The organism is Limnovirga soli, from assembly GCF_013106755.1.
GTDB lineage: Bacteria > Bacteroidota > Bacteroidia > Chitinophagales > Chitinophagaceae > Limnovirga > Limnovirga soli.
Map to the genome: position 1 here is coordinate 15,651 of NZ_WHPF01000020.1, position 12,467 is coordinate 28,117.

Annotated in this window: 8 protein-coding genes and 4 tRNA genes; 2 read left to right on the forward strand and 10 right to left on the reverse strand. The window is 38.6% G+C overall.

Annotated elements, in window-relative coordinates:
- Window positions 1-73 precede the first annotated feature (73 nt).
- The 5 genes from tuf to GD597_RS20540 all read right to left on the reverse strand — a co-directional run bounded on the left by tuf (window position 74) and on the right by GD597_RS20540 (window position 1,869).
- Window positions 74-1,264 carry an elongation factor Tu gene (gene tuf, locus GD597_RS20520; RefSeq protein WP_171609790.1) on the reverse strand — a complete coding sequence of 397 codons (1,191 nt, stop codon included), beginning with the start codon at window positions 1,262-1,264 and terminating at the stop codon, window positions 74-76.
- Between the two features lie 150 nt (window positions 1,265-1,414).
- Window positions 1,415-1,486: transfer RNA gene (locus GD597_RS20525), tRNA-Thr, on the reverse strand.
- Between the two features lie 72 nt (window positions 1,487-1,558).
- A tRNA-Gly gene (locus GD597_RS20530) sits at window positions 1,559-1,631 on the reverse strand.
- Between the two features lie 58 nt (window positions 1,632-1,689).
- A tRNA-Tyr gene (locus GD597_RS20535) sits at window positions 1,690-1,772 on the reverse strand.
- Window positions 1,773-1,796: 24 nt separating this feature from the next.
- A tRNA-Thr gene (locus tag GD597_RS20540) sits at window positions 1,797-1,869 on the reverse strand.
- Window positions 1,870-2,383: 514 nt separating this feature from the next.
- Between GD597_RS20540 and GD597_RS20545 the strand changes: the two genes are divergently transcribed.
- Both GD597_RS20545 and rpsP read left to right on the forward strand, forming a co-directional pair.
- The gene (locus GD597_RS20545) at window positions 2,384-3,481 is read left to right on the forward strand and encodes a vWA domain-containing protein (protein WP_171609791.1); all 1,098 of its coding nucleotides are present in this window, start codon (window positions 2,384-2,386) and stop codon (window positions 3,479-3,481) included.
- A 156-nt stretch (window positions 3,482-3,637) separates the two neighbouring features.
- Entirely contained in the window at window positions 3,638-4,081 is a 444-nt protein-coding gene (gene rpsP, locus GD597_RS22170; RefSeq protein WP_171609792.1) for a 30S ribosomal protein S16, read from the forward strand.
- A 305-nt stretch (window positions 4,082-4,386) separates the two neighbouring features.
- On the opposite strand, the gene GD597_RS20555 is transcribed toward rpsP, so the two are convergent.
- The 5 genes from GD597_RS20555 to GD597_RS20575 all read right to left on the reverse strand — a co-directional run bounded on the left by GD597_RS20555 (window position 4,387) and on the right by GD597_RS20575 (window position 12,430).
- Window positions 4,387-7,539 carry an alpha-amylase family glycosyl hydrolase gene (locus tag GD597_RS20555; protein ID WP_171609793.1) on the reverse strand — a complete coding sequence of 1,051 codons (3,153 nt, stop codon included), beginning with the start codon at window positions 7,537-7,539 and terminating at the stop codon, window positions 4,387-4,389.
- A gap of 276 nt (window positions 7,540-7,815) precedes the next feature.
- Window positions 7,816-8,379 carry a hypothetical protein gene (locus tag GD597_RS20560; RefSeq protein ID WP_171609794.1) on the reverse strand — a complete coding sequence of 188 codons (564 nt, stop codon included), beginning with the start codon at window positions 8,377-8,379 and terminating at the stop codon, window positions 7,816-7,818.
- Between the two features lie 144 nt (window positions 8,380-8,523).
- A complete protein-coding gene (metK, locus tag GD597_RS20565; protein WP_171609795.1) occupies window positions 8,524-9,777 on the reverse strand; it encodes a methionine adenosyltransferase in 1,254 nt (417 codons plus the stop codon).
- A 317-nt stretch (window positions 9,778-10,094) separates the two neighbouring features.
- On the reverse strand, window positions 10,095-11,603 hold the full coding sequence (locus GD597_RS20570) for a DUF4270 family protein (protein ID WP_171609796.1): 1,509 nt from the start codon (window positions 11,601-11,603) through the stop codon (window positions 10,095-10,097).
- Between the two features lie 8 nt (window positions 11,604-11,611).
- A complete protein-coding gene (locus tag GD597_RS20575) occupies window positions 11,612-12,430 on the reverse strand; it encodes a glycogen/starch synthase (protein WP_171609797.1) in 819 nt (272 codons plus the stop codon).
- Window positions 12,431-12,467 lie beyond the last annotated feature (37 nt).

Genomic DNA, 12,467 nt, shown 5'->3' on the forward strand with positions numbered 1-12,467 from the left:
TATATTGCAAATATAGTTATTTCATTTGCAAAGCCTCGCGGCTAAAAGCTAAAAGCTTAAAGCTCGCTGCAGCCTATTTAAGAATGTCGGTAACCTGACCGGCACCTACTGTACGACCACCTTCACGAATCGCAAATTTCAAACCTTTTTCCATTGCGATTGGCTGAATCAACTTAACACTTAAGTTAATGTTATCACCTGGCATTACCATTTCAGTACCTTCTGGTAAAGTAACTTCACCAGTTACGTCAGTAGTACGGAAATAGAACTGAGGACGGTATTTGTTAAAGAATGGAGTGTGACGACCACCTTCTTCTTTGCTCAATACGTAAACTTCACCTTTGAATTCAGTGTGTGGAGTAATGCTCTTAGGCTGACAAATAACCATACCACGACGGATATCTTTTTTCTCAATACCACGTAACAACAAACCAGCGTTATCACCTGCTTCACCACGGTCAAGTAATTTCTTAAACATCTCAACACCTGTAACAGTTGAGTTTAAAGGAGCTTCCATTAAACCAACAATCTCTACAGCTTCACCCACTTTAATTACACCGCGCTCAATACGACCAGTAGCAACAGTACCACGACCAGTGATAGAGAATACATCCTCAACACTCATCAGGAATGGCATATCAACAGGTCTTGGAGGAAGAGGGATATAAGTATCAACAGCTTCCATCAATTCTTCAATTTTCGCAACCCATTTTGGATCTTCAGCCATTGCGCCAGTTGCAGAACCTTGAATAATTGGAGTATTATCGCCATCGAAACCGTAAGAAGTTAATAACTCACGAATTTCCATTTCTACTAATTCCAACAATTCAGGATCATCAACCAAGTCAACTTTGTTCATGAAAACAACAATCTGAGGTACACCTACCTGGCGTGCAAGCAGGATATGCTCTTTTGTTTGAGGCATAGGACCATCAGTTGCAGCTACAACCAGAATAGCACCGTCCATTTGGGCAGCACCAGTGATCATATTCTTCACATAGTCAGCGTGACCTGGACAGTCAACGTGAGCATAGTGACGATTAGCTGTTTGATATTCAACGTGTGCTGTATTGATAGTAATACCACGCTCTCTTTCTTCAGGAGCACCATCAATTTCATCATACTTTTTAGCTATATTACCCATACCTTTTTTAGAAAGGATCATAGTAATAGCTGCTGTTAAAGTTGTTTTACCATGGTCAACGTGGCCAATGGTGCCAACATTTACGTGAGGTTTCTCCCTCTTAAAGGTCTCTTTAGACATCTTTATCGTTTTTTATTTGTGTTTATAATCGCAGTCAACAGACTGCTGTCCATTGACCATAGTTTAGAAATATTAGCCCTGCTTTGTATCTTACCTCATCACCGCTTGCGTCGCACTCTTGTACTTTCAGAACTTTATTTAGCTTATCAGAGCCGTTAGTGAGAATCGAACTCACGACCTCTTCCCTACCAAGGAAGTGCTCTACCCCTGAGCTACAACGGCGTTCTCAGGTTGTTGTTGTCAATTTAACTAATGTACACTCATCAGCAAACTGATAACTCCAAACTAACAGAGAGCGGAAGACGAGGCTCGAACTCGCCACCTATAGCTTGGAAGGCTATCGCTCTACCAAATGAGCTACTTCCGCATTAACCACATTAAGATGATAATATAAATATTATCAGGAACCTTTATCAAAAGAACTGTGGGCAGAGTAGGGTTCGAACCTACGTACTCGTGAGAGAACAGATTTACAGTCTGTCGCCTTTAACCACTCGGCCATCTGCCCATTTAATATTTGCATATTAAAAAGAGCCACTTGTCGGAATCGAACCAACGACCTACTGATTACAAATCAGTTGCTCTACCAGCTGAGCTAAAGTGGCTTTTAAAAAAGAACTACCCTTTTTTTCGGGATGGCAAAGGTAAGTGAAAAGTTTATTTGGCAAAATTTTGAAAAGAAAATTTTCGCACTCTTTTCAACATTTTCCAAAAAGGCTTTAAATATTGGGGGGTAAGCCTATCTAAACCCTGATTTTTACCTCAAAATTCCCCTTAGAAAGAAAATATTTTACCCAAAAAAAAGTTTTTGTCAAATCATATCAATCGCTATAGCCATTTTAATTGGTAAAACTTTCTGATTCAGGCCTTACAGGCAAGGGTATCTGAGGCAAAAATACCGTTACAAGTGTTCAATGACCATGCATTCAACCAAAACTTCTATTGGCATGCGAACAAAACACAACATAATTGCTGCAATAATGTAATAGTTATATAGTGCAGCAAATAACAAAATTCAAATGCTTTTGGCATCAGGTAACATATATTAAATTTTTGTTAGAGATACGATAATTATATTGCCATGCTTATTCTAAACTTTGTTTTAATTAATTTACAAACATGATTGGAAATAGATTTATTAAATACGACCCAAACTCCTCCGGAAAAAGCAAGTTTGAACAATTGCTGGATATTTTTATGCAATTACTCACTTACACCAATGGCGACGTGAGCGAAGCCCTGCAATGGATGAACGAACTGGATAAACAATACCAACTTACCGATAGCGAATATGGCATGGGCGATTTTATTGATGAATTAAAGGAGAATGGCTATATAAAAGACGATGAAAATAAAGGACAAATAGTAATTACCGCAAAGAGTGAGCAAAGTATCAGAAAACGCAGCCTGGAAGAAATATTTGGCAAATTGAAGAAGAGCAGGCAGGGCGATCATAATACCAAAAAAACAGGGCAAGGGGATGAAATTAGCCCCGATCATAGGCCATTTCAGTTTGGGGATATGATGGAACAGATAGATTTTACCGAAAGCATTAGAAACGCTCAAATTAACCATGGGGTAGAAAGCTTTTCGATGCGGGAGGATGATTTACAGATACGTGAAACTGATTTTAAAGCTCAAACTTCCACCGTATTAATGATAGATATTTCCCATTCCATGATTTTATATGGGGAGGATAGAATTACACCTGCCAAGAAAGTGGCTATGGCTTTAAGTGAATTAATTACTACCAAATACCCCAAAGACACATTAGATATTGTAGTTTTTGGAAACGATGCCTGGCCCGTTGAAATAAAAGACCTGCCCTATTTACAGGTGGGGCCCTATCATACCAATACTGTTGCCGGACTAGAATTGGCAATGGATATATTACGTAAAAGAAAGAATACCAATAAGCAAATTTTTATGATAACAGATGGCAAACCCACCTGCTTAAAAATTGGCGGCAAATATTATAAAAATAGTTTTGGGTTGGATAGAAAGGTAACCAACAGGTGTCTTAACCTGGCAGCACAGTGTAAAAAACTTAAAATTCCTATCACCACTTTTATGATTGCCAGTGACCCCTACCTGCAAAAATTTGTAACAGAATTTACCGAAACCAATAATGGCAGGGCCTATTTTGCTGCGCTAGACAAGCTGGGATCCTTTATTTTCAAGGATTTTGAAAGCGGTAAAAGAAAAACTGTTTACTAATTTTTGCCAATAAGTGTGATAAAGTCAATTATTTGTAAAATAATAACATTTTAAAAGCAAATTAATTTGCTCAATACAAGTGAGCTTGTATTTTTGCAATCCTATTTTAATTAATAGTTAACCTATTTTTTTAAAGCCTATAAATTTCTATTTAACATGGCAGTCAAAATCAGACTACAGAGACATGGTAGTAAAAAAAGGCCCTTCTATTTTATAGTTGTGGCAGATGCTCGTGCACCCCGTGATGGTAAATTTATCCAGAAAATCGGGACTTACAATCCGTTAGCAGTTCCAGCAGCAATTCAACTTGACAGGCAGAAAGCCCTGGAGTGGTTGCATAAAGGTGCCCAGCCAACTGATACTGTAAGGCGTATTCTTTCGTTTAAAGGTGTATTGTACCTTAAACATCTGTTACGTGGCGTTAAGCTCGGTTTGTTTGATGAAGCTACTGCAATGGTTAAATTCCAAAAGTGGCACGAAGAGCATGAAGCGGCTGTACAAAAACGTACGGATGAGCACAAAAAATCTCAGCGTGCCAGACGCTACAGTGCTCCTGTTAGAAGGGTTGACCAAAGAGATGAAAGTTCTGCACAAGCATAACAAACAAAATCTTTTTTACACGATCCCGGTTTGCAAAAACCGGGATTTTTTTATGCCATTTTGTAGCCCAACATGGCAATGCCTATTTGGCTTTACTTGCGTCGCACACTTGTACGGCAGCATATGCAGCAGCAATAACAACTTTAACTATCTACCGCTTGCTAAAAAGCCGAGTAAAGTATCCCAAAGCACAAGAGTGCGACGCAACGGCTGCCGCCATTTGTGTAATTGCCGGACCAATAAACATGTATTGCATAAAAAAAGCCGTTGCACAAATACAACGGCTTTGAAGAAAAATAAATATTTTATTGCATTACAAGTTTCTGTGTAACTGTATTTTCCTGCGAAGAAAGCGTTATAAAATAAACGCCTGGAGGTAAGGCCGAAACCGGAATTTCAATTTTTTGCCCTGCATTAATAGCATTTATTATTGCACTACGGTATATTGTTTTGCCGGTAATATCGGCAAGTTTAACCTGCACTTTTGTGAGGTTTGCCTGAGAAATTATGGCAGCACTATTATGTGCCGGATTAGGGTATACCTGCCATATAACTGCCTTATCATCGAAATTTATTTTTACAGTTGCAGAATAGTGCTCCTTGCCATTATTATCTACCTGTTTTAAGCGATAGTATACAGCGCCTGATAAAGGTGTAATATCAGTAAACTGATAATTTTTTACGGGTGCCGATGTTATTGAAGCATTAACTGAACCAATGGTGTTAAAAGAAACTCCATCTGCACTGCGTTGTACTTCAAAGTATTTATTATCAAACTCGTTGGTGGTGCTCCATTTTACCAATACGGTTGTACCACTGGCTTTATTAGCTGTAAAGCTTAACAAAGTTACAGGCAATACTACGGGCTTAACATCTCGGTCGGTATATACATAATACTCTCCCGGTTGTAAAGTAATGGAATAGGCCACGGTAGGCACATTTATTGTTCCTGTACCCAAATAATTATACCAGGTACCTGTTTGCGGGAATGTAACCGTAGCTGTTTTAGCTGTAACATCAAAATTACCCACTACCATTACCCTAAGATCTGACGAAGAGGTGCTAAACCATTTAATGCTGGAGGAAAGGGCATAATTCATGGTACCAGTAGTAAACGTATTGATATATTGCGAAGTGGTACGCAATTTTACCAGATTGGAATACACATTGTACAATGCCTTTCGGTCGGCGTTTTGGTAATAATCCCACTTAATTGGTTTGGGATCGGTTTTGGTATTGCAATTGCCCCCTTCTCCATTATTAGATAAATAACATCTTGAGTAATCATAACCCAGTTCTCCAAACTCCCAAATCATTTTAGGGCCTGGAATCATACTCCAGAATGCCGCCGCCATACCTACACGTTTAGTGCCTACGGCAACGGATTTTGTATTATAGGAACCATTGGAAGTATTACCATAGGTTTCGTTTTTATACATCATCCTTTCTTCATCATGACTTTCGGGATACATGACTAGATTGGGCTGTGTCCAACCCCTGCCTGCACTATTATAAATATTATAGCTAAAATCTGAAGTTGGCACATAGCCCATGGTAGCTTCCATAAAATTATAGTTGCTATTGCCCCATAACAACATACCATTATCTGCCAGTTCTTTTTCCTCGGTATTATCGGCAAAATGCTCCAAAATACAATAAGTACCGCTGGATGCAGTTTGCATATAGCCGTAGTATTTATTCCAGATAGCTACGCGAGTAGCATCATAGGCGGCAAAATTGCCTTCATTACAATTAGCCCCATTATTATCACAAGTTTGTTTTTGTGTAAATCCTTTTGACAGATCCCAGCGAAACCCATCAATTTTATAGTTATTTAACCAATGTGCTATAACCCTGTTTACAAAATCGCTGGTAGCAGCACTTTCGTGATTAATATCGTAGCCAACATTGTAGGCATGCTTTGCCACAGGATTAAACCATGGGCTATTGGCTGCCGGGCGGTTGTTGGTTCCATCCCAATACATTTGAACCATGGGACTTTGGCCAAAAGAGTGGTTAAATACCATATCCATTATTACGGCTATTCCCTGTTTATGACACTCATCAATAAACTCTTTTAAGGCTGTTTCGGTACCATAAGCTTTATCTGGTGCAAAATAGAAACTGGGATTATAGCCCCAGCTATTATTACCTTCAAATTCATTAAATGGCATTACTTCTATGGCGTTGATCCCTAGTCTTTTTAAATAGCTTAAAGTGTCTTTTATGGTTTGCCAGTTTTGGGCAGCCACAAAATCCCTTACCAATAACTCATAAATAATCAGGTTTCTTTTATCAGGTCTGGTGAAATTAGTAACCTGCCAGTTAAAACCTGGTTTGGCGGTTTGCAAAATACTTACAATGCCAGTTGTTTTGCCTGTTGGGTAAGCTTTAAGGTTGGGGTAAGTTGCCGTTGAAATATACTGATCGTTATTGGGGTCGAGCACTTTTTCGGTATTATAGTCGGCTACTTTTATGGCATTGTCTATCAAGTACTGGTACGCATATTCTGTTCCAGGTGTTAGATGTGTGATTCTTATCCAATACCTGTTAAAATCGGGGGTTACGTTCATTAAATAGGGAGCTGATTGAGTCCAGTTATTAAAATCGCCCAATACAAAAACATTATTTTTTAATGGCGCATACAATACCAGTATTGCAGAGGTATCTCCCGGCTCGTAGTTTATTCCATCTTTTGCCCCTGCAGGCAAGGCGGCAATTGCAGGAGAAGCTACCACAAATTTGATGGTATCTCTATGTACAGTTATGCCACTGGTAATTTCTGCCACAACAGTCTGATCTCCTGAAACCCCAATTGACGTGCTAGCTGAAACGGAAGTTGTAGCTGAACTAGCCAGCTCAGTACCATTAAGATATAGTTTCAAGGTACCGGCAATACTTGATTTTGCAGAAATGGTAAGTGGGTCGCCGAGGCTTTTATTAATTGGTTCAGGAATTGGAACATAGGTGGGTTGCCTTAATGGAGTATCTAACCTTGCATAAACGCCATTATCGTACACCGGGATGTACATGTCGCTGGCATCTGCATTGCGTTGCACCTTAGAGCCTGCCCCATTTCTAAAAAGTATGGCTATTTTCTTTATGGTTTCGGCACCATCGGTTATATTAAAATAGGTTCTTAATCCGCCGGTGATGGTGTATTTCCATTTATTGCTACCCAGGTAAGTACATTGTGCCTGTACATTGGTGGTTGCCCAGGTAAATTTTGAATACTTCCAATCTGTGCTGCTAGCGCTTTTATTGGTAATTACTCCAATATGTACATAGACATCTGTTGTTGGGGTATAGCCTTTTAAACCTAAATTACCTTTATTGGCGTCTACCGTAATTGTTATGGGAGTAGATGCCTCTTTAATAAAATCGGGCGTCCAGGTAAGTAGTTGGGCTTTTGCAACCATCACAAAGCACAACAATGGCAGGATCAGATATTTTTTCATACTTGGCAATTTATGTTTTAGCAAACGTTTTCGTGTAAAAATTACACATTAAAATATTAAGCCATTACAAATGTGTGTCTTATTTAAACAATAACAAAGTTTTAGAGGAAGTATTCTATTTAAAAATAGGTTAACAAATAAAATTTCGGCGTGTTTACAAAAGCCTGTTTATTATTTTGGCATTAAAAAGCTGCCAAATAGGTTATTGTACAAGAGTGCGACGCAAGTAAAGCAAAATAATTATTCTGCCGCCGGGCCAATGATACTGGTGGTTAATTATTGCAAACGTGCAGTAATTTCTTTATCTATTTTTTGAAACAAGTGCTCTGGTTTATAAATACGCCAGTTTTCTATTTCCATTAATTCAATAAAATAGTTGAGTTTACGCTTTTTAAAATCGTATTGGGTAGATTGGGGCATGTTTAAAGAAACAATCCATCCGTCTTCATCTGCAACTTCTTCGTACCATTCTTCGTAATAATCTTTATCGCCGCTATGGAAATTTAATACGTTTTCGGTAATTAGTATAAACTTGCTGATATGGGTATTTTCCAGTTTGTCTATTATATCCCGCTTTAGGGTCATAATATCATTTTCGATGGCATCATTCCATTCTCCTATCATTTCTATAATGGCATAATGCAGTTCATAATCTACAAACAATATTTTCAGGTATAGGGTACGGCTACCAAATTCGTCCCATTGCGGGTGTATATAATAATTGTATACGGTTTGAGAAAACTCAAATTCGCTATAGCTACGCCCATAAAAGGGCGATTGAATATCTTCTTCAGCCATATATAAATGGCGCCAGTTAAAGTATGGTTCTATGGTATGCATAAACAAGGATAAAATTACTATGTTAAGCCATACCCTGCACAAAGGCATTTGCCAAAAAGGGAATTTTTACTATTACGGCTGGTATTACCAGTAAATAAAAAACCCTTCCTCAAATGGGAAGGGTTTTACCATTGGTTGGCTAATTTATTTTAATCCAAAAGCGGCTTTTACTTTACTTACATAATCCAGCTTTTCCCAGGTAAATAGTTCAACTTTCTTTTTAAGTATTTTACCTTCTGGAGATTTGAATTCTTTTACCACTACTTCTGGCTTGCGGCCCATATGGCCATAAGCTGCAGTTTCGCTATAAATGGGGTTACGCAGTTTTAAACGTTGTTCAATAAAATAAGGGCGCATATCAAATATGCTTTCTACAATTTTACCAATTTTACCATCGGTTAAACTTACTTTGGCAGTACCAAAGGTTTTTACATTAATACTGGTTGGTTGTGCTACGCCAATAGCATAAGAAACCTGCACCAGCACCTCATCTGCCACGCCGGCAGCAACCAAATTTTTAGCTATATGCCTGGTAGCATACGCAGCGCTGCGGTCTACTTTGCTGGGATCTTTACCACTAAATGCACCGCCACCATGCGCACCCTTACCACCATAAGTATCTACAATAATTTTACGACCAGTTAAACCGGTATCGCCATGGGGGCCGCCAATTACAAACTTGCCCGTTGGGTTAATATGGTATTTAATTTTATTATTGAAGAAGTGTGTGTACTTGGCATATTTAGCCTGTACTCTTGGAATTAGTATGGTTTTAATATCCTTTGCAATTTTCTTTTGCATTCTTTCTTCGGTATCAAAATCATCGTGCTGGGTAGATACAACTATGGTATCTATGCGCACAGGTTTGTTATTATCATCGTATTCCAGGGTAACCTGGCTTTTAGCATCGGGACGCAAATATTTTATTTCGTTGTTTTCCCTGCGCAATACTGCCAGTTCAAACAAAATTTTATGGGCAAGGTCTAATGCCAAAGGCATATAATCGGCGGTTTCGTTGGTGGCATAGCCAAACATCATACCCTGATCTCCGGCACCCTGTTCTTCTTTCTTTTTCTTATCAACGCCCTGATTTATATCCTGCGATTGCTCGTGTATGGCAGATATAATACCACAACTATTGGCTTCAAACATATACTCGCTTTTGGTATAGCCAATCTTGCGTATAACACCACGTGCAATTTCCTGTACATCCAGGTAGGCCTTGCTTTTAACCTCACCGGCTAAAACCACCTGACCGGTAGTTACCAATGTTTCGCAGGCTACTTTACTGGTTGGGTCGAACGCTAAAAAATTATCAATCAGCGCATCAGATATTTGGTCAGCCACTTTATCCGGATGTCCTTCAGATACACTTTCAGATGTAAATAAATAAGGCATAATTATTTTTTTTCAGGTTGCAAAGATAAGGGTATGAAAGTTTTTATAAACAGGCTTTATGATAAGCTTTTATTTTATGTACCAGGCACAGGAATATACATGATGCACCGCTTGCGTCGCACTCTTGTGCTGTATAACTGTTGCAGCAATAAATTATCATAAAAATATATGCTTTATTTCCAATGCTTCTTTGCCGCTTAAAGTACCGGAAGTACAAGTGTGCGACGCAAGCGGTGTTGACCAAACCTGCCACAGCCAGGTACATAAAAAAACCACCGGTATTGGCCGGTGGTGTATTATTTATTACCTGTAGTTGTCTATTTTATATCGGAGTATACAATGTGCAAACGCATTTTGCGCTGGTTTACCGGGTTATTACCCCCGCCCAAACGCACCCTACCACTTGACATATAATTTAAAGGACTAGCAGCAGTACCCACCTGACCAAACGTGGTAAGTGCAGGACCATATAATAACAAACCATAACTTGGTGCATAGAGGTCAAAATCATACTTAGCGGTTTCGCCTCTGGTAATAATGCCCTGGATATATCTGGACATATCAAAGCTATAAGCCCATACCAATTTACCCGAAAGTGTATCCAATGTTTTGTAAGGATAGCTACCAAATGTAAACAGGTTAGCCACGGCACCATTAGAAAACTGAATATCATTTGGCATAGCAAATCTTTTCATTACGCCGCTTACTGTATCAATAGGAGCCAATATAATATTAGGGGCAGTAAAGAAAGAATCAATATTATCACTCGGCACCTGCTCCATAATCAACTCGGCACGATGTATTACTTTATTGGTCATGGTATCCAGTTTTATACCTGGAATACTGATACGTGCATAAATACCCGGATTAGCATCTACATATACCAAATCTGCATTCTGAGCAGGGGAAGCCAAATGGTTTAAAATTTCAGAACTGCGCTGGTGTACAATATAATTGGTGCTGGCACTGGTTAAGCTATTACACTTAAAAATGCGCACCGTGGTATCCATTTTATTGGCAGAATCCTTATCCTTATAATGAAAATAGATAGCCAGTTTTGTATTGGTATCGGCACTGTTGCTTACGCTTGTTAAGGCAATGCGCATTAATGAGTTACCAGTTTGTTCGGGCACAATTTGAAAGCCTTTTATATAACTATCAAACAAAGAATCATTTTTATATGCATTGCTTGAATCGTAGTTAAACAAAAGTTCCTCACCGTAAGAAGGGCTTAAACGTACCCTTACCTGATTAGCAATAGACTCTTTGGACACTTTTGTGGAATCTGCTACGCCTAATTTGCTAATGGAAACAGTAGAAGCTGCGCCATTTTCGGTTAATTCGTTTAATCGGGGAACAAAATAATTTGAAGTATATGCCGAATCAGCGCTAAGATTAGCGGCCGGATCTTCGTTGGATATTTTGTATACCCTTAATTTTAAATCTTTTGAAGTATCGCCATAAGCGCCTTTGTAATTAAGCACCAATACTACTGAATCTACAAAAATACTATCCTTTTTTACGGGTAATACAAATGGAAAGCTGGCTGGTTTTAATTGAACATTTATTGAAGCGGTAGTATTACCAAAGAGGGGATCGTTCAAATAACCTAATATATGTATATCATTTCTGGTAACCCTGGTAATAGTATCAGCCTGACTTTTGGCATTCACATCCAGGTACATTTCTTTTGTATTCACACCATCAATGGGGGGTATTAAGCCGCCACCAATATCGGTAGTGATAATCTTTGTACAGGCCGTTATAAGTATGGCTAAACTAAGAAAAATAAAAGCAAACTGTTTCTTCACAAAAGATAAATTCATTAGGTAAATTACTTCGCCGCAAGCTCGTTATACAAATCTAAATACTCTGTTAAATCAGTATCCCACCCGGTAAAGGGTAATACTTTTTTACCTTTCACTTTGGCAAATTCAGTTACCAGTTTTTTCTCTACTTTGTCAGATCCAAAGGTAATGGCATCTGCATAAGCAGCACCTCCCCTGAACATGGCAGTATTGGAAGCTTCTTTAAATGGCTCCAGATCCTTTTCCTTTATACTTGTATGAATACCAGCCCTTTCTACAAAAGAATCACCTAAGTTTTCTTCGAAAGTATTCTCACCAATAGTATAAATTATTTTGCTGTGGCTAAATACTGGTTCACGTTTGTAGGCAGTTTTTACATACAATGGCACCAGGCTGGTCATCCAACCACTGCAATGAATAATATCAGGAGGCCATCCAAACTTTTTAACAGTTTCTAAAGCGCCTTTACAAAAGAAAATAGTTCTCAAATCATTATCATCGTACCATTTCTCCTGTTCATCGTTAAAAATATACTTCCTTTTAAAAAAATCTTCATTATCAAGAAAGTACACCTGTAACCTGGCATTGGGTAAAGATGCAACCTTAATTTGCAAAGGGTAGTCATCATTATCCACAGAAACATTAATGCCCGATAATCTTACAACCTCGTGCAAACGGTGCCTGCGCTCGTTGATTATACCAAATCTTGGCATAATACACCTTACTTCCAGGCCTGTGTCGTTGCTTTTTATTGCAAGTTTGTTCACCACTTCTGCAAATTCCGTCAGCTCCAGATAGGGCGACATCTCCGTGGCAATAAATAAAATTCTTTTTTTTGTTGACATTCGTAACCGTAATTTGTCTTGAAACTTTAAAACAGTC

Bases quoted from the DNA above. Each gene is read 5' to 3' on its own strand.
- tuf (WP_171609790.1), bottom strand. From the start codon at position 1,264: ATGTCTAAAGAGACCTTTAAGAGGGAGAAACCTCACGTAAATGTTGGC.
- GD597_RS20545 (WP_171609791.1), top strand. From the start codon at position 2,384: ATGATTGGAAATAGATTTATTAAATACGACCCAAACTCCTCCGGAAAA.
- rpsP (WP_171609792.1), top strand. From the start codon at position 3,638: ATGGCAGTCAAAATCAGACTACAGAGACATGGTAGTAAAAAAAGGCCC.
- GD597_RS20555 (WP_171609793.1), bottom strand. From the start codon at position 7,539: ATGAAAAAATATCTGATCCTGCCATTGTTGTGCTTTGTGATGGTTGCA.
- GD597_RS20560 (WP_171609794.1), bottom strand. From the start codon at position 8,379: ATGCATACCATAGAACCATACTTTAACTGGCGCCATTTATATATGGCT.
- metK (WP_171609795.1), bottom strand. From the start codon at position 9,777: ATGCCTTATTTATTTACATCTGAAAGTGTATCTGAAGGACATCCGGAT.
- GD597_RS20570 (WP_171609796.1), bottom strand. From the start codon at position 11,603: ATGAATTTATCTTTTGTGAAGAAACAGTTTGCTTTTATTTTTCTTAGT.
- GD597_RS20575 (WP_171609797.1), bottom strand. From the start codon at position 12,430: ATGTCAACAAAAAAAAGAATTTTATTTATTGCCACGGAGATGTCGCCC.